12 protein-coding genes and 2 tRNA genes are annotated in these 17,002 nt (G+C 76.6%); 7 read left to right on the top strand and 7 right to left on the bottom strand.

Features of this window, described 5'->3' with window-relative positions; genetic code table 11:
* Nucleotides 1-549: ABC transporter permease subunit (locus AFE02nite_RS10820; RefSeq protein WP_034247744.1), on the top strand; the 549-nt coding region annotated here is incomplete at its 5' end.
* Between the two features lie 104 nt (nucleotides 550-653).
* Here AFE02nite_RS10820 and AFE02nite_RS10815 read toward each other — a convergent pair.
* The gene (locus AFE02nite_RS10815) at nucleotides 654-1,847 is read right to left on the bottom strand and encodes a type III PLP-dependent enzyme domain-containing protein (RefSeq protein ID WP_146819614.1); all 1,194 of its coding nucleotides are present in this window, start codon (nucleotides 1,845-1,847) and stop codon (nucleotides 654-656) included.
* A 45-nt stretch (nucleotides 1,848-1,892) separates the two neighbouring features.
* Here AFE02nite_RS10815 and AFE02nite_RS10810 point away from each other — a divergent pair, with 45 nt between their 5' ends.
* Nucleotides 1,893-3,233, top strand: a complete 1,341-nt coding sequence (locus AFE02nite_RS10810) for a D-arabinono-1,4-lactone oxidase (RefSeq protein WP_034249252.1) — start codon at nucleotides 1,893-1,895, stop codon at nucleotides 3,231-3,233.
* A gap of 7 nt (nucleotides 3,234-3,240) precedes the next feature.
* On the opposite strand, the gene AFE02nite_RS10805 is transcribed toward AFE02nite_RS10810, so the two are convergent.
* From AFE02nite_RS10805 to AFE02nite_RS10795, 3 genes are read right to left on the bottom strand one after another with little or no spacing between them, the layout of a single operon-like run.
* Complete coding sequence (locus tag AFE02nite_RS10805) at nucleotides 3,241-4,305, bottom strand: ComEC/Rec2 family competence protein (protein WP_052114094.1); 1,065 nt, start codon at nucleotides 4,303-4,305, stop codon at nucleotides 3,241-3,243.
* Between the two features lie 16 nt (nucleotides 4,306-4,321).
* On the bottom strand, nucleotides 4,322-6,664 hold the full coding sequence (locus tag AFE02nite_RS17425; RefSeq protein WP_186814536.1) for a hypothetical protein: 2,343 nt from the start codon (nucleotides 6,662-6,664) through the stop codon (nucleotides 4,322-4,324).
* Between the two features lie 13 nt (nucleotides 6,665-6,677).
* Nucleotides 6,678-7,862: a patatin-like phospholipase family protein gene (locus AFE02nite_RS10795; RefSeq protein ID WP_222594389.1), complete on the bottom strand. Its 1,185-nt coding sequence runs from the start codon at nucleotides 7,860-7,862 to the stop codon at nucleotides 6,678-6,680.
* A gap of 143 nt (nucleotides 7,863-8,005) precedes the next feature.
* Between AFE02nite_RS10795 and AFE02nite_RS10790 the strand changes: the two genes are divergently transcribed.
* The 4 genes from AFE02nite_RS10790 (at nucleotide 8,006) to AFE02nite_RS10775 (ending at nucleotide 10,690) form a co-directional block, all read left to right on the top strand.
* Complete coding sequence (locus AFE02nite_RS10790) at nucleotides 8,006-9,274, top strand: threonine/serine exporter family protein (RefSeq protein WP_034248220.1); 1,269 nt, start codon at nucleotides 8,006-8,008, stop codon at nucleotides 9,272-9,274.
* Between the two features lie 109 nt (nucleotides 9,275-9,383).
* Nucleotides 9,384-9,474: transfer RNA gene (locus AFE02nite_RS10785), tRNA-Ser, on the top strand.
* A 172-nt stretch (nucleotides 9,475-9,646) separates the two neighbouring features.
* Nucleotides 9,647-9,719 (top strand) — tRNA-Arg (locus AFE02nite_RS10780).
* 86 nt (nucleotides 9,720-9,805) lie between these two features.
* Nucleotides 9,806-10,690 carry a fructosamine kinase family protein gene (locus AFE02nite_RS10775; RefSeq protein WP_034248222.1) on the top strand — a complete coding sequence of 295 codons (885 nt, stop codon included), beginning with the start codon at nucleotides 9,806-9,808 and terminating at the stop codon, nucleotides 10,688-10,690.
* A 106-nt stretch (nucleotides 10,691-10,796) separates the two neighbouring features.
* Here the strand turns inward: AFE02nite_RS10775 and AFE02nite_RS10770 are convergent, their stop codons facing one another.
* Nucleotides 10,797-11,279: a hypothetical protein gene (locus AFE02nite_RS10770; RefSeq protein ID WP_034248224.1), complete on the bottom strand. Its 483-nt coding sequence runs from the start codon at nucleotides 11,277-11,279 to the stop codon at nucleotides 10,797-10,799.
* 132 nt (nucleotides 11,280-11,411) lie between these two features.
* On the bottom strand, nucleotides 11,412-14,900 hold the full coding sequence (locus AFE02nite_RS10765; protein ID WP_222594388.1) for an ABC transporter ATP-binding protein: 3,489 nt from the start codon (nucleotides 14,898-14,900) through the stop codon (nucleotides 11,412-11,414).
* 146 nt (nucleotides 14,901-15,046) lie between these two features.
* Between AFE02nite_RS10765 and AFE02nite_RS10760 the strand changes: the two genes are divergently transcribed.
* The gene (locus AFE02nite_RS10760; protein WP_034247267.1) at nucleotides 15,047-15,955 is read left to right on the top strand and encodes an oxygenase MpaB family protein; all 909 of its coding nucleotides are present in this window, start codon (nucleotides 15,047-15,049) and stop codon (nucleotides 15,953-15,955) included.
* Nucleotides 15,956-16,062: 107 nt separating this feature from the next.
* Here the strand turns inward: AFE02nite_RS10760 and AFE02nite_RS10755 are convergent, their stop codons facing one another.
* On the bottom strand, nucleotides 16,063-17,001 hold the full coding sequence (locus AFE02nite_RS10755; protein WP_034247269.1) for a glycoside hydrolase family protein: 939 nt from the start codon (nucleotides 16,999-17,001) through the stop codon (nucleotides 16,063-16,065).
* Between the last annotated feature and the right edge of the window lies 1 nt (nucleotide 17,002).

The following is a 17,002-nucleotide window of genomic DNA, read 5'->3' as shown; positions in this document are numbered from 1 at the left end:
CTCGCGGACGACTCGCCGATCCGCGACGTCGGCGAGGTCATCAAGATCATCGACGGGCCGAAGGTGAACGACCTGACGATCTCGCCGGGCGTGATCATCGCCATCGTCGTGGTGCTCGTCGCGTTCTTCGTCATGCACCGCACGCGGCTGGGCCGGACCATCTACGCGATGGGCGGCTCGCGGCAGTCGGCGGCCCTCATGGGTCTGCCGGTCAAGCGCACGATCCTGACGATCTACACGATGAGCGGCACGCTCTCCGGCCTCGCGGCCGTCGTGTTCACCTCCCGGCTCGGCATCGCGCAGAACATCACCGGCCTGGGCTGGGAGCTCGACGCGATCGCGGCGACGGTCATCGGCGGCACGCTGCTGTCGGGCGGCGCGGGCTTCGTGCTCGGGTCGGTCGTCGGCGCGCTGGTGCTGGGGATCATGAACGTGCTGATCACCCGCGACGGCGGGATCAAGCCGGAGACCACCACCATCATCACGGGCGGCATCCTGCTCGTGTTCGTCCTGCTGCAGCGGGCCGTCACGGCCCGTCGGCGCGAGTAGCCCGGACCGGGCGGGGGCTGCTCGGCCGCGACGCGGCCGGACCGGCGGCGACGGGCGCATCTCCTCGGGCGCCCGTCGCCGCCGCGCATCGTCCGGAAGCCGGTTCAGCCGAACGTGAGCCCCAGCCCGCGGTAGGTGGGCACGACGTCGCGGGCCGGCCCCACGAGCGCGACCTCCGCGAAGCGCTCCATGACCTCGCCGGCCTTCGCGTGCCGGAACCACACCCGGTCCCCGACGGCGAGCCCGTCGGCCGCCCGCCCGCGCAGCGGGGTCTGCACCTCGCCGGCGCCCTCGGACCGCGTCAGCCGGAGGCCCGGCGGGTGCACGGGCGTGGGCGCGCGGCTCGGCCCGACGGCCCCCGAGGCGATGTAGCCGCCGCTGAACACCGTCACGACGCCGGGCGCCGGCCGCCGCACGACGTCGAGCCCCAGGAACGCCGCCGGCCGCAGGGCCCGCCCGCCGTCCGGCACGCGGTACCCGTCGAAGAGCGTGGGCGCGAGCAGCCCGGAGCCGGCGGTCAGCTCGGTCACCGCCGGGTCGGCGGCGGTCGCCGCGAGCGAGCCCGTCCCGCCGCCGTTGACCACCGCGAGCCCGTGCCCGACGGCGCCGGTCACCGCCGCGACCACCGTGCCCCGGCGCACGGCCAGCTCGGCGAGCGACGCGCGCTTGACCGCGCGGACGGCGGCCGAGGTGTCCGGCAGGCCCGCGACCTGCGCCTCGTAGAACATCAGCCCGCGCACGTCGAACCCGCGCCGGTGCGCCTCGCCCGCGAGCGCGGCGGCGTCGTCGGGCGTGCGCAGGGGCGAGCGCCGCACGCCCAGGTGGGGGCGCCGTCGGCCGAGCGCGGCCGGGCCGGGCTCGAGCGAGGCGTCCACGTCCAGGCACACGCGCACGACGGCGTCGGGCGCGCCCGCCGCCGCGCGGGCCCGGTCCAGCAGGGCGAGGTGGGCGACGTCGTCGGCCATGACCGTGACCGCCGCGCGCAGGGCCGGGTCGGCGACCACCTCGGTGAGGGCCGCGAGGTCGGCGCTCGGGTAGCCGAGCAGCACGTCGTCGACGCCGCGCCGGGCCCACCAGGCGGCCTCGCGCACCGAGTAGGCCATCAGGCCGGTGAACCCGGCCGCGAGAGCGCGTTCGACCAGCGCAGGGACGCGGACGGACTTGGTCGCGAGCCGGACCGGCCGGCCGCCCGCGCGGCGGAGCAGCTCGGCCGCGTTGGCGTCGAACGCGGCGAGGTCCACGACGGCGACCGGCGCGGGCAGGTCCGCCGCCGCCGCACGACATTCACCGGAGATCACCGTGTCATCTTGACGGGCGCGGACCAGCACCGGTAGTCACCGATCATGACGAGCCACTCGCCGGGGGTCTGGCGCAACTGGTCCGGGACCGCCGACGCGCGGGCCGTGCGCTTCTGGCGCCCACGCGACACGGACGAGGTCCAGCGCGCCGTGCGCTGGGCGGCACGGCACGGCCTGCGCGTGCGCGCCGTCGGCGGCGGGCACTCCTTCACCGACTGCGCCGCCACCGACGGCGTGCTGCTCAACCTCGACCGCCTCGCCGCGGTGGAGACCGTCGAGCCGCAGGCGGACGGGACGGCCCTCGTGACCGTGGGCGCCGGGATCCGGCTGCGGGCGCTGGGCGCCGCGCTCGCGGCGCGTGGCCTGGCCATGGCGAACCTCGGCGACATCGACCACCAGTCGATCGCGGGCGCGATCTCGACCGGCACGCACGGCACGGGCCTGCGCGTGGGCGGCCTGGCGTCGCAGGTCACCGGGCTGCGGCTGGTGACCGCCGACGGCGAGGTCTGCGAGGCCGACGCCGTCCGCGACCCCGCCCTGTTCGAGGCCGCCCGGCTCGGGCTCGGTGCGCTCGGGGTGCTCGTCGCGGTCACGCTGCGCGCCGTGCCCGCGTTCACGCTGCGTGCCCGGGAGGAGGTCTACGACCTCGACGAGGCCCTGGACGCCCTCGAGGGCCCGGACGGCTGGGTGGCCACGACCGACCACGTCGACATGTTCTGGTTCCCGTTCACGCGGCGCGCACTGGTCAAGCGCAACGACCGCGTCGACCCGGCCGACGGCGTGCCCGGCCTGTCGCCGGTCCGGCGCTGGCTCGAGGACGAGCTGCTCAGCAACGGCGTCTTCGAGCTGACGAACCGCCTCGCCGCGGCCGCCCCGCGTATGGTCCCGGCGGTCAACGCCGTGGCCGCGCGGCTGCTGTCCGACCGCACGTACGCCGCGCCGTCGGCGGACGTCTTCGTCAGCCCGCGCCGCGTCGTCTTCCGCGAGATGGAGTACGCGGTCCCGCGGGCCGCGCTGCGCGACGTCGTCGCCGAGGTCGACAGGTGGCTGCGCCGGACGCGCGAGCCGGTGCCCTTCCCGGTGGAGATCCGCTTCGCCGCGCCCGACGACGTCTGGCTCTCCACCGCGTACAGCCGCGAGACCGCGTACGTGGCCGTGCACCAGTACCACCGGCTGCCGCACGCCCGGTACTTCGACGCCGTCGAGGCGATCATGGGCGGGGTCGACGGGCGTCCGCACTGGGGCAAGCTGCACGGGCTGGGCGTGGAGCGGCTGTCGGCGCTCTACCCGCGGCTCGCGGACGTCCGCGACGTCCGCGCGCGAGTGGACCCGACGGCGCGCTTCGCGAACGTCTACACCGACCGCGTCCTGGGCCCGGTCGCCTGACCACCCGTCACGCCACGCGGTGGCGGATGCCCGTGGCGTACGTACCGCCCGGCCGACGGCGGGGGAGCTTGACGCGCCAGCGGTCGCCCGCGCCGTCCACCCAGTCGCGCACCTCGTCGGTGACGTGGTTGAACACGAAGGTCGGGCGCCGCTGCGTCGTCACCACCCGTGCGAGGGCCTCCGGGTCAGGGTGGTGGTGCCCGGCGCCGTCGGTCGACACGAGCCAGGTCGACGACTGCACCCGGGCGAGGAACGCCGGCGAGGTGTTCGCGCGCGAGCCGTGGTGGCTCATCTTCACGGCCGCGAACCGGTACGGGCCAGGGCCGAACCGCTCGAGTCCGGGCAGCACCTCCTCCGACGGCGCGTCCCCCAGCAGCAGCACGCGCCGGCCCGCGTACTCGGCGATCAGCGTGATGCCCGACGCGTTCGGCACGCTGCGGTCCTTGCGGTAGGGCGCCGCGGCGAGCGCGTCGACGTCGAACCCGAGCAGCTGCGTCCGCCGCCACGACTCCCGCTCGATCTCCGCGCCCTGCCCCGGGAGGATCCGCGCCTTGCGGCACGCCTCCTCCCACTCGGGAGCGAGCTTCGCGAGCGTCGCGGGTCGCGGACCCAGGACGGTCAGCGTCAGCCCGCCGCGCAGCGTGACGACGGGCGGCGGGGCGCCGTCGGGCAGCATCACCGGGCCGCCGTCGAAGGCGCGGTTCCAACGGTCCTCGTGCTCCAGCAGCGCCGCGGTGAGGCGCTCGCCGTCGAGCCCCCCGAGCAGGCCCGCGCCGAGGTGCCGGAACCCGTTGAACCAGACGTCGCGGAAGAGCGGCACGCGCCGGTGGTCGGACAGCAGCGACACCACGCCCAGCACGTGGTCGGTGTCCACGTGCGTCACGACCAGCAGCTCGACGCGGTTCGTGCGCCCGGCAAGGGCGGCGATGCGCCGCTCGAGCTCGGGGACCAGCGTGGGGATCGTCACGGCCGGCCCGCCGTCGACGAGCGCGTGGTGCAGGTCCTCGCCCTCGCCCCAGGTGAGCCACAGGCAGTCGCCCCGCTGCGCGGGGAGCATCTCGACGGTGAACATCCGGGCCTCCCGGTTCTCAGATCGTCCAGTCCGCGTCGCCGTAGGCCGCGACCGCCAGGGCCGCGATCAGCCCGTCCGCGACGGCGGCCCGCCGGCACGCCGTGACCAGGTCGCCCACGGGCGTCCGGCGTCGGTCGCCCGCCGCCGCCCGCAGGTCCGTGACCAGGCGCCCGGCGAGCCGCGCCGCGTGCCCGGTGCCCAGCATCGTCAGGCTCGCGACGACGACCGCCGCGTCGCGCGCGAGGAACCGCGTCGCGAACCCGGCCGGGTCCTCCGCCGACCCGGCCGTGTCGCAGCCGAGCAGGAGCACGACCGGCCGGACGTCGCGCCCGCCCGTGACGTGCCGGGCCTCGATGCGCCCGCGCGCGAGCGTCGCCGTCGAGATCTCCAGGGTGGCGCGCTGCACGTCCGCGTGGGGGACGAGCACGAGCAGGTCGGTGTCCGCCGCGGCCAGCGCGGTCGTCCACTCCTGCCACGTGCCCGCGCGTCGGACGCCCGGGTCCACGGCGGCCAGGGCGGCGAGGGCCGCCGCGACGTCCTTCGCGGCCACGGTGCTGCTCGCGCCGAGGGCGCCGCGGGTGACCGTCAGCCGGGACCGGCCGCGCACCGGGGCGGCCGTGGTGAGGTACTGACGCCCGTCGGCGCTCTGCGGGCCGTCGACGTAGTGGCGCTCGATCGTCGCCGAGAGCCCGAGAAACGCGGCCGGGCAGACGATGCTCGTGTCGTCCGGTCCGGCGCCGCAGCCCGGTCCGCACGCGCTCCCGCCCGCGGCCCAGGACGGGCAGATGCCCGCGTCCGGGTCGGGTGCCGGTCGCGTGTAGGCGAGCTCGAGCGGCAGGAACGCGCCGGTCCGGGCGGTGACCACCTGGAGCCGCTTCAGCTCGGCGCCGAACGGCAGCAGGGCGGCCTCGAGGAAGCCGTGCAGGTCCCGGCCGTGCACCGCGAGCTCGACGAGCAGGTCGACCTCGCGGCGGGTCCACGCGTGCCGGGGTACGCCGTCGTCCGCCCGCGTGGGGCGCCGCGTCGGCAGGTAGGCCGCCGAGATCAGCAGGCTGCGCAGCCGCCCGAGCACCGGCTCGATCTCGCGCATCGCCGCGACCTCGACGCTGGTGGTCCGCCCGTCGCGGTGCCCCATGAGGCCGGCGCGGCCCGCGGCGTCGTGGTTCGCGACGACCGTCGCGTCGAACCGCCGCCGGTCGCGCAGCCCCGCCAGGCCCGGCCGGACGAGCGCGAGCTCCGTCAGCGTGGCGCTGCCCCCGACGGCGCCGCTCAGGACGGCCGTCTGCAGCACCCGGTTGCGGTGCACCAGGAGCAGGCGCGCGGACACCTCCCGCGTGCCCGCCGGCACGTCCAGCCGCAGGACGGCGTCGCTCGACCGCCCGACGCGCGGCACCCGGAGCGTCGCGCGGCTCGGCTCACCGCGCGGGTGCAGCGGGACCAGGACGGCCGTCAGGCGCACGGACTCGACGTCGGGGGAGGTGAAGCCCAGCTCGGCGTCCGTGAGGTCGCCCGCGCGCAGGGCGCCGGCCTCGGCGGGGCCGACGAAGACCGTCACGCGGTTGCGGCCCTCGGTCACGGCGTGCGCGGGTAGCGGCGTGCCGGCGCGCTCGGCCGACCGGGCGGCCCGCGCGTCGGGGGCCACGGTGCACTGCAGCCAGCGGTCGTCGGTGCCGGGCGGTGGCGGCTCGGGTGCGGGCGCGGGTGCGGGCTCGTGGGGTGGAGGTGCCGGCGCGGGGGTCCGTCTCCGCGGGCGTGCGCGTGGCGGCGGTGGCGGTGGCGAGGGGGGTGCGGGTGGCGGCGGCGGGGCGGCGTCGTCGGGCGGGGCGGTCTCCGGCGGCGCGGCCGCTTCCGGCGGCTCGGCGCCCGCGCCCCGCCCGCCGAAGGGGTCGAGCAGCGCGCCCAGGTCCGTCCAGCTGAGCAGGCTCGCGTCGCCGATGAGCGGGGTCACCGCGCCGAGGCCCGCGAGGAACGCGTCGCCGAGGACCGCGCCGCCGACCAGGGCGTCCACGACGCCGCGCAGCACGGCGCCGGCGTCGTCGGGATCCCCGGGTGCGTGGTCCGGTCCGCCGTGGTCGTCCCGCGCGGGCGACCAGCGGGCGACCACCAGGTCGGCGCCGAGCGCGTCCGCCGCGGCGGCGACGGCAGCGGGATCGAGCCCGGCGGGATCGCCCAGCACGACGACGAACCGCGCGCGCGTCCCGCCGCGGGCGGCATCGTCGAGCAGGGCCGCGGGCGTGAGGAGGAGCTGGACGCCCGCGGGCAGCGGCTTCACGGCGAGCAGGTCGGCGTGCCCCGCCGCGGCCGCGACGGCGGCGGCCCCCCGGGCGTCGACCCCCACCACTCCCACGCGCAGCCGCATCACAGCGCTCCTCTCAGATCCCGGCCGCCGGGTACGGCAGGGTCTCCGGCGGGGCCGCGTCCTGCTCGAGCCAGGTCCGCACGGCGGCGTCGGCGGCGACGTAGCCCCAGTTCACGAGCCGGTGCCGGGTGCGCTCGGGCAGCCGGCCCAGGCGGGTGGGCGTGCGGGCCAGCGCGGTCGTCGCCTCGAGGGGCGCGGGCGGTCCACCCGGCGCGGCGAACGACGCGCGGTCGGAGCTGACCGCCCAGAACGCGCCCGCCCGCGCGCCCGTCGCGAGCAGCCCCACGATCTGCCGACGCCGCAGCCGCCGCACCTGCACGTCGATGGTCTGCAGCGTGCGCAGGGTGGCGCGGATCCAGTCGCGCGCGGGCACCTTCGGCTCGCCGAACGTGCCGCCGCCGTCGCTGACCAGCACCGTCGCGCACGTCTTGACCACGGGCTCGAGGCCCAGGTTGTCGTAGACGCCGCCGTCGGTCAGGTGGACGGTGCGTCCGCGGACCCGCAGCAGGTGCGGGGACAGGAACGGCGGGAACGCGGACGACGCCGCCACGGCGTCGGCCAGCCGCAGGTCCGGCGAGCGGACCGGCGAGGTGCGCCAGTCGCCCATCTGCGCGCGCGTGAAGCGCCACAGCGTCCCGGTGGACAGGTTCGTCGCGAGGACGACGAAGGTGGGCCCGGCGTCGTCGTCGGGCAGGTCCTGGAGGGTGGCGCCGTGGAAGACCGCGTGGTCGTACGCCGCCGCGACGCGGCGCGAGATGCGGCCCGGCCACAGGCCCGTGAGCACCGCCGGGGTGTCGATGGTGCGGCCCGCGAGGCGGAGCAGCGGGGCCTCGACCAGCTCGGTGAAGCGGCGGGCGACGCCGTCGTCGTCGAACGCGAGGTCGCGCCACGCGAGGGCGAGCACGCCCGCCGCGAGCGAGCCGCCGGAGACCGAGGCGACGCGCGTCAGGCCGGGGAGCAGCCCGAGCTCGTTCAGGCGGCGCAGCCCGCCGACGTGGAACAGCATCGCCCGGTAGCCGCCGCCCGACAGGCACAGCCCGACGCCGTCGCGCGCGTCCGCGCCGTCGGCGGCAGGGTCGAGCGCCGGTTCCTCGGGTGGCGCGCCGTCCTCGGGTGGCGCGCCGTCGTCGCGCGGGTCCGGCGGGGCGGCAGGTCGGGGGTCCAGGGCTCCGGGGCCGCCCGGCGTCGGCTGCGTCACAGCGGCTGCCCTCCCCCCTGATGGGCCCGTGCCTGCGTGATCACGCTAGTCGCGCGGGCCGGGGCGCGGGAGGGGGCGGCCGTCGTCGTCCTGTCTGCGGACAGTCCCATGCCACCGGCGCCGTCGCGCGCCAGGATGTGCGCATGACCAGGTCGGGTGACGAGGCGCTCGAGCCCGTCGAGCTCATCCGGCAGTCGGGCGCGGTGCTCCGCGTCGGGAAGGCGATGCTCGCGTCGGGCACCGGCTCCTACCGCGTGAAGTCCGCGATGCAGCAGGTCGCGCGCGCGTTCGGGCTCGACCGGCACGAGGCGCACGTGACGCTCACGGAGATCACGACGACGTCCCACCGCGGCGCGATCTTCCGCACGGAGGTCGCGGAGGTGCGCGCCGTCGGGGTGAACGCGCACCGGCTCGGCGAGCTGACGGACCTGACGAACGCGCTGCAGCCCGGCGCGACCGTCGAGGAGGTCAACCGCGAGCTCGACCGGATCGAGGCCATCCGGCCGCTCTACGGCGCGGTCCCCAACGCCCTCTTCGCCGCGACGGCCTGCGGGGCTTTCGCGTTCCTCAACAACGGCGGCGTCGTGGAGGTGGTGGGGGCGTTCCTGGGGGCGGGGGCCGGCCAGGCGTTGCGCCGCTGGTTCGCGCACCGCGGCTTCAACCAGTTCGCGGTGACGATGATGGCCGCCGCGCTCGCGTGCCTGGTCTACCTGGGCTTCGTCACGGCGCTCGACCTCTCGACGGCCGAGGTCGCCGCGCACCACCAGGCCGGCTTCGTCTCGGCCGTGCTCTTCCTGGTGCCCGGGTTCGCGCTGGTCACGGCCGCGCTGGACCTGGCCAAGATGGACTTCTCCGCGGGCGTCGCGCGCGCCGTCTACGGGATGATCATCGTCACGTCGGCGGGCCTGTCGGTGTGGGGCTTCGCGTGGCTGACCGGCCTGTCCGCAGACCCCATCGCGCCCCCCGACCTCGACCTGTGGATCGTCGTCGCGCTGCGGCTGGTCGCCAGCTTCCTCGGCGTGCTCGGGTTCGCGCTGATGTTCAACTCCACGTTGCGGATGGCGCTCGGCGCGGCCCTCATCGGCATGGTCGCCAACGTGCTGCGCCTGCAGATGGCCGACGCCGGCGCTGCCATGCAGGCGGCCACCGTCGTGGCGACGCTGGTCGTCGGGCTCCTCGCGGCCGTCGTCGCGCCGCGGCTGCGCGTCCCGCGCATCACCGTGTCCGTGCCCGCCGTCGTCATCATGGTGCCGGGCGCCGCGACCTACCGGGCGCTGGTCGCCCTCAACAACGGCGACTACGAGGCGGCCGTGGCGGCGGGCGTGACGGCCTTCTTCGTGACGATCTGCATCGCCATCGGGCTCGCGGGGGCCCGCGTCCTCACCGACCGCGCCTGGGCGTTCGAGCGGTAGTCGGCGGGCTGCCGGGCGGCGACTCGCGGGCCGCGGGGCGCCGTCGTGCACCGGGTGGAGCGGTGCTTTGGTCACGGGGGGCTTCGGCCGGTACCCTGGCGGGCGTCTGGGAGACGTCGCATAGCCAGGCCTAGTGCGCGGCCCTGCTAAGGCCGTGAGGGGGGCAACCCCCTCCGTGGGTTCAAATCCCACCGTCTCCGCTCTTGGCCCGGTCGCCCCTGCCCCCTGGGGTCCGCCGGGCCAAGTCGTGCGTCAGGGGTCGGCGGGTCCGGCGTCGGGCGCCGTCCCGGGCCGATCGGCGAGGGCGGGACCATGCGGTTGGGTCCGGACGCCCGGGAGCATGTATCCTCGTCTGCGGCCCTCCGGGGCCATGCGCCCGTAGCTCAATGGATAGAGCATCTGACTACGGATCAGAAGGTTGGGGGTTCGAGTCCCTTCGGGCGCACAGGATCGAAGGCCCTCACCGGCGGGAACGCGGGTGGGGGCCTTCGTCGTGTCAGGATGCTGCCTCCCCGAGGTGCGGAGGCGGACGTGAGCGAGCCGACGACGGCGCTGCTGCTCGCCCGGGTGCGCGCGGCGGGGTTCGAGGACGTCGTCGCCGTCGCGCCGGCCACCGGCGGGCTGGCCGCGACCGCGGGGATCGCGCGGCGGGCGGACGGGACGGCGCTGTTCGTGAAGGCGTTCGAGGAGGCGCCGTCGGGGGAGGCCTTCGCGACCGAGGCGGAGGGGCTGGACGCCCTGCGCGCGGCGGGCGTCGCGACGCCGCAGGTGCTGCACGCGAGCGCGGACCTCCTGGTGCTGGAGGCGCTCGCGCCCCGCCCGCGCGACGAGGCGTTCTGGGAGCGGCTCGCGCACGACCTCGCCCACCTGCACCAGGCGACGACGCACCCGCGGTTCGGCTGGCACCGGGACACGTGGCTCGGCCGTCGGCGGCAGGTCAACACCTGGACCGACGACGGGTTCGCGTTCTTCGCCGAGCACCGGCTGCTGCGCTGGCTGGGGGAGCCGCGCGTCGACGCGGCCCTGGACGCCGAGGACCGGGCCGCGCTCGAGCACCTGTGCGCGCGGCTTCCCGAGCTGCTGCCCGACGCGCCCGCGTGCCTGACGCACGGGGACCTGTGGGCGCAGAACGTCCTCGCGACGCTCGACGGGCGGCCAGCGCTCATCGACCCGGCGGTCTCGTACATGTGGGCCGAGGTCGACCTGGCGCACCTGTGGACGACCGCGCCCCCGCCCGAGGCGGCGGGGTTCTTCGAGCGCTACGCCGAGCTCACCGGCCTCGACGCGGGCTGGCGGGAGCGGATGCCGATCATCCAGCTGCGCCAGCACCTCGCGGTGATCGCGCAGTTCGAGCCCGACTGGGGGGCGGCGGAGATCGCGCGCGCGACGCTGGCACCGTTCCGGCACCGGGGCTGACGCTCGCCCAGCCGTTCGGGCGAAGGCTTCCTACCGGAAAGCGGTAGGAACCCTTCACCGGAGCGCGGGCCCGGCGTGGAGGGGCGGGGACGCCGCGTCCGCGGCGTCAGGCGACGAAGAGCGCGACCACCTCGGTCGAGAGGAGCACCTGGTACGGCAGGCGGCTCAGGGTCTCCGCGTCCACCTCGACGCCCCGCGTGCGGGCCGCCGTCGCGAGCTCGTCCCAGGGGTGGCCGTCCGGGTCGTCGCCGTCGTCGGACCCGACCAGCACCAGGACCTCCGCGATCAGCTCGTCCAGCGGCTGCTTCCACGAGATCGGTGCCCCCGGCGGTGCGCCGTGGTGCGAGGACGAGAAGCCCCGGTCCATGTCCAGCCGGATCAGGGAGTCGTCGGACAGGCGTACGCACTGGGTGATCGTCATGGCGACGGTCGGCGCCGTGTTCTCGGGCGAGGGCGTGCCCAGCTCGCACACGGCCACCGTGGCGATCGGCCGGAGCTCGGTCAGGTCGAACGGTCGCCGCTTGGCCCGGTCGGCCTCGGTCTCCGGTCCCAGCGGCACGTAGTGCCAGTCGCCGTCATCGGTGTGCACGCGGGCCTCCCCGGGGCGTGGGCGGTCGCCGTCCTGGCGAAGGACGGCATCGTGACGCGTTTCGTTCGCCCGGTGCAAGGAACGCTCCACGATGCCGTCCCTCGGGTGGTCCGGGTGCCGGGCGCCTCGGCCTCAGCCCGCGAGGTGGCCCCACTCGTCGACGAGCTCGTGCCACGGGCCGGTCGCGGCGACCCGGCCCTCGTCGAGGACGACGACGCGGTCGGCCCGCGCGAGCGCGGACGCCTTCGACGTCGCGCCGACGACCGTTGTCCCGCGCCGGGCGAGCGCGTCCCACAGCTCGCCCTCGGTGCGTGCGTCGAGGGCGGAGGAGACGTCGTCGGCCACGATGAGCTCGGCGCCCGTCGCGAGCGCGCGGGCGAGCGCCAGCCGCTGCACCTGCCCGCCGGACAGCCGCGCACCGCGATGGCCGACGAGCGCGCCGTGGCCGCCGGCCGCCTCGACGTCGGAGGCGAGACGGGCGTCGTCGGTCGCGGCCTCGAGACCGCGGTCGTGGTCCAGGGCGATGTTGTCGCCGAAGGTGCCGCTGAGGACGCGCGGCACCTGCGCGACGTACGCGACCTGCCCCGGGCGCAGGAACAGCTCGGGGTCCTCGACCTCCTCGTCGTTCCACCTGATCGCGCCCTCGTGGTCGACGAGACCCGCCAGCGCGGCGAGCAGGCTCGACTTCCCGGAGCCCACCCGGCCGGTGAGGAGCACCAGCTCGCCCGCTTCGAGGGTCAGGTCGACGTCGGCCACGCCCACGGTTCCGTCGTCGTGCACGGCGGTCAGGCCGTCCAGGGTCAGGCGGCGCAGCGGGACGCGCGGCGGCGTCGCGGGGGCCGGCGCACGCCCGGTCGCGAGGTCCACGCCCGGGGGCAGCGAGACGAGGTCCGGGCTGCCGGCCAGCTCGGCGGTCGCCTGGAGCCAGCGGCGGGCCACGGGGGCCTCTGTGACCGCGGCGCCGAAGACCGTGCCGAACCAGCCGGAGCCCGCGACCGCCGTGCTGACCAGCAGCGCCGTCGCCAGCCCCCAGAAGCCCGTGAAGTAGACCGCCCACGCGGCCGTCACGCCGGCCTGGACGAGGAACGCGGGGACGCCGTCGAGCACCGACCGCACGCGGTGCTCGCGCACGGAGGCCGCGATGCGGCGCGCGTCGACCCGCGTCAGGTGCGCCTGCACGACGTCGTCCACGGCCGCGAGCTTGATGGTGCGCACGGCGTCGAGCACGGACACGAGCGAGCGGCCGTACGCGGCGCGCTCGTCGCCCGCGACGCGCGCCGAACGGCCCGCGAGCGGTGAGCCGGCCGCAGAGACGACCGCCGAGAGGACGAGCACCGCCGCGACGACGGCGGCCGCGAGAAGGCTGCGCCCGGCGACCCCGGTCGCGACGACCACGGCCACGCCCGTGCCGACGTCGACCCAGCGGTCGGCGTACCAGACGGCCCGGTCGGAGTCGAGGGCGCGCGCGGTGACCTCGCCGGGGGGCGTCCGCGGCAGCCGGTGCTGCCGGGTCTGGCCGCGCAGCACCGCCAGCCGCAGCCGGAGGCCGACCGCGGACCACCACAGCGGGTAGGTGCGGAACGCGATCGCGATGGCGACGGGTGCGGCCAGCAGGACGACGGCGAGCGCGATCGTCGTCGCCCACGGGCGCTCGCCCGCGTCGAGGGCGGTGACGACCTGCCCCCAGAGCCACCCGGTGACCGCGCCGTACGCGCCGAGCAGCGAGGACACGAGGAAGCCCGCCGCGCCCACGAGGCCCCAGCGCGGGTGCACGGTGATCATGCGCGCGACCGTCCGGGCGAGGTGCGGCGCGGGCACCGGAGCCACGGCCCGGCGCGGCCGACGCTCGGCGCGCGAGACCAGCGGCGCCCCCGCGGTGACCTGCCGCTCCTCCCCGCCCGCGCGCAGCAGGTCGCGGTACGGCCCGTCCTCCCGCGCCAGGCGCGCGCGGTCCCCGTGCTGGACGAGGCGGCCGCGGTCCAGGACCGCGACGGCGTCGCAGCGCCGCGTGGTCGACAGCCGGTGGGCGACGACGATGCCGGTCCGCCCGGCGAGGAGCCGCTCGGCGGCGTGCGTGACGCGGTGCTCGGTCTGCGGGTCCATCCGGGCGGTCGCCTCGTCGAGGACGACGATCCCGACGTCGCGGACGAGCAGCCGCGCGAAGGCGACCAGCTGCTCCTCGCCCGCCGACAACGTCGTGCCGGACGCGCCCAACCGGGTGTCCAGGCCGTCGGGCAGGGACGCGACCCACGCGGTCAGGCCGAGCGCCTCCACGGCCGCCTCCACGCGGGTGCGCGGCACGTCCGCGAACAGCGTGATGTTCTCCGCGAGGGTCGCGGCGATGATCTCGGTGCGCTGCGTGACGACGCCCACCGACCGGCGGAGGTCGTCGATCGCCGTCGCCGTCACGTCCCGCCCGCCGACGAGCACCGTCCCGGCCGGCGGCTCCACCGCGCGCGAGAGGAGCTTGGCGAGCGTCGACTTGCCGGCGCCCGTGCGGCCGACCAGGGCGCACGTCGTGCCCGCGGGGACCGTCAGCGTGACCTCGCGCAGCGCGAAGCCGCCCGGGTAGGTGAACGTGAGGTCGCGGATCTCGACCGCGAGCGGCCCGTCCGGCAGCGCGCCGCCGTCGAGGGGCTCCTGCGGCGCCTCGAGGAGCGAGCGGATCCGCCGGACAGCGCCGAGGCCCGCCTGCAGCTCGGGCAGGTGGTTGCTGAGCTGGCTCAGCTGCCCCACGAACATCGTCACGAGCAGCCACAGGGTGACCAGCTGGGTCACGGACACCCGCCCGTCACCGACGAACGCGACGCCCGCCACGGCGAGCGCCGCGAGCAGGGAGTGCAGCACCAGGCCCGTCCGCAGGGTCACCGCCGTCGACGCGCGGCACGTCTCGCGGACCCGCTGCAGGACGTCGCGCGAACGCTCCGCGTACTGCCGGACGACGTGCGCCTGCCCGAGGGAGGACCGGACGTCGTCGCGCCCGGCCACGGCCTCCTCGAGCTGCGCGGAGTGCGCCGACCAGGCCTCCTCCTCGGCGAGCTTGCGGCGCGCCATCTCGGGGGTCAGCCGGTGCGCGATGAGCACGATGACGACGGCCACGACCGGGAACGCGATCCACGCCGGCCACCACGTCAGCCCGGCGACCACCCAGGCGAGCGTCGAGCGCAGGAGGCTCCGGCCCGTCTGCCAGCCCATCCGGCGCATGAGCATGGCGAGCTGGCGTGGGTCGTCGTCGATGCGGTCCAGGAGCTCGCCGACGGCCTGCTCCTCGAGCGCGGGCAGCGGCTGCCGGAAGGCGGCGCCGAGGGCGTCGGTCCGCAGGCGTCCCTCCGCGCGTCCGACGACGGTCGAGAACATCGTGCGGCCCGCGGTGTCGAGGAGCGTCGCGCCCAGCAGCAGGACGCCGAGGGACACCACCAGCCGCGGCGTGGGCTCCTCGGCCAGCCGCCCCGCGACGACCGTCGCCACCGTTTCGGCCACGGCCGCGACGATGGCGACCGCCACCGCGACGACCGTCGCGCCGGCCCGCAGCCGGTCCCAGCTGAGGGTCGCCGGCGTGGCCGACGCGGCCGACGGGTCGCGGCCGGCGTCGGCGGGCGCCGCGGTGGTCACGTCGAGCACGGGTCCTCCTGGGGCGTGGTGAGCGGAGCAACGGTAGTCGTCGCTCCGGCCGGCGGTCGCACCCTTTCCCACGGCGGCGGGACGAACGAGGCCGCCCGGAGCGTTGTGCCCTGCGGGACCGGACCAGGACGCGGGAGACGATGCGCATGAGCGGCATGACCACGCTGACCGACGTGCGACGACGCGTCGGCGGCGTCATCTTCGAGCGCGTGGCCGGGGCCGACGGTCCCGCGAACCGCGCCCGGATCCACACCCGTCCCGGGCCGCGCTGGTTCCCGGCCGGGTCGCCGATCCAGGTGGTGCACGGCGACGCGTCGATGTTCGTCGGCGGGCTGCGCGCGCTGCTCCTGCAGTCGCTGCACCCGTCGGCGATGTCCGCGGTGGCGGCGCACTCGGGCTACCGCGGCGACCCGTGGGGCCGGCTCGCGCGCACCTCCACCTTCCTCGCGGTCACCACCTTCGGCGCGGCCGACGACGCCGCCGACGCCGTCGCGCGCGTGCGCGGCATCCACGACCGCGTGCGCGGCAAGACGCCGGCGGGCGTGCCGTATGTCGCCGGCGACCCCGAGCTGCTCGCGTGGGTGCACGTCGCGGAGGTCGACAGCTTCCTGCGCGCCCACGACCGGTACGGCGCCCGGCCGCTGGACCGCGCGGGGCGCGACGAGTACGTGCGCCAGACGGCCGTCGTCGGGCGGGCGCTCGGGGCGGCCGGTGTGCCGGAGAGCGTGGCGGAGCTCGCCGAGCGGATCGACGGGTTCCGGCCGCAGCTGGCCGCGACCGAGGCCGCGCTCGACACCGCGCACTTCATCCTGCGGGAGCCACCGCTCGGTGGGCCGCTCCGCGCGCCCTACGGGCTGCTCACCGCCGGGGCCGTCGAGCTGCTGCCCGCGTGGGCGCGCGCCGAGCTGCGGCTGGACGGGTCGCGGTCGAGCGCCCGGGCCCGCGGCGCCCGCGCGTCGGGCACCGTGGTGACCCACCTGATCCGCTGGGCCCTGGCGGCCGACCCGCCGCCGCGAGCAGACGCGGGCGCGTGGCCGGTCGACCCCCCAGCGTGACCTCTCGAGTGGAACGAAACGGGGGCACAACGTTCCACTCGAGGCCGGATCGCAGCAGTGACGTTCCACTCGAGGGGTGGTGGCTCAGGGGGGAAGGTACCGCGCGGTCAGTCGGCCAGCAGGCGCAGCGTGTCGCCGTCGCGGACCACCGGGAGCGGGTCGGTCAGCTCGCCGACGAACGCCCCGTCCTCGCGGTCGCGGAAGCCCAGCAGCGACCAGCCGCTCGGTGACGCGGCGTCCTCCACGAGCCGCGCCGCGTAGAGCGACGGGTGCTCGAACGCGCGCGCCCGCGTGAAGTCCCACGGGCCTAGCAGCCCCTCGCCGGGCACCACCCAGACGCCGCCGCCCGTCCACGCAGCCCGGCGCTCGGTCGACAGGTGGTCCGGCCAGCAGCAGAACACCAGCACGGGCAGCCCGTCGACGACGGCGACCTGCGGCACCTCGAGCTGTCCGAACCCCGCGGGCGCCGACAGCGGCGGTCGCACCTCCCAGCGTTCCAGGTCGGCGCTCCACGCGTGCCCGACGACGCCGCGCCCGCCCACCTCGCCGTCCGGCACCCGCGCGGTCAGCAGCATGTGCCAGCCGTCGCCGTCGGGGTCGGGCAGCACCCACGGGTCGCGCCACGCCTCGTCGTGCCAGCTCCCGAGCTTCTCGTACCAGCGCGGGTCCGCGGACAGCGGCGGCCCGTCCGCGCGGTGCCAGGTGACCAGGTCCGACGACGTCGCGACGCCGATCCGCTGGACCTCCGGTTGCGCGCGGCTCACGCCCGTGTAGAAGAGCCGCCAGACGCCGTCGGGGCCGCGCAGCACCGAGCCGGTCCAGGTGGCCAGGTCGTCCCACGCGGGGGAGTCCGCCGCGACCAGGGCGTCCGGGAGGAGCTCCCACGCGCGCAGGTCGCTCGAGCGGGCGTGACCGATCGAGGCCCGCAGGTGGCGGCGGTCCGGGTCCAGCAGCGCCCGGGAGGCGCGCAGGAAGAACAGGTGGTGGTGCGTGCCGTCGTGGACGGACCAGCTGTCCCACACCCAGTGGTCGGGGAGGTGGAGCACG

The sequence above is a fragment of the Actinotalea fermentans genome (assembly GCF_007991475.1).
Taxonomy (GTDB): Bacteria; Actinomycetota; Actinomycetes; order Actinomycetales; family Cellulomonadaceae; genus Actinotalea; species Actinotalea fermentans.
This window is presented reverse-complemented; position numbering and strand designations above follow the sequence as displayed.

Excerpts from the sequence above, each read along its gene's own strand:
- AFE02nite_RS10810 (WP_034249252.1), top strand. The coding sequence starts at position 1,893 with ATGACGAGCCACTCGCCGGGGGTCTGGCGCAACTGGTCCGGGACCGCC.
- AFE02nite_RS10805 (WP_052114094.1), bottom strand. The coding sequence starts at position 4,305 with ATGTTCACCGTCGAGATGCTCCCCGCGCAGCGGGGCGACTGCCTGTGG.
- AFE02nite_RS17425 (WP_186814536.1), bottom strand. The coding sequence starts at position 6,664 with ATGCGGCTGCGCGTGGGAGTGGTGGGGGTCGACGCCCGGGGGGCCGCC.
- AFE02nite_RS10790 (WP_034248220.1), top strand. The coding sequence starts at position 8,006 with ATGACCAGGTCGGGTGACGAGGCGCTCGAGCCCGTCGAGCTCATCCGG.
- AFE02nite_RS10760 (WP_034247267.1), top strand. The coding sequence starts at position 15,047 with ATGAGCGGCATGACCACGCTGACCGACGTGCGACGACGCGTCGGCGGC.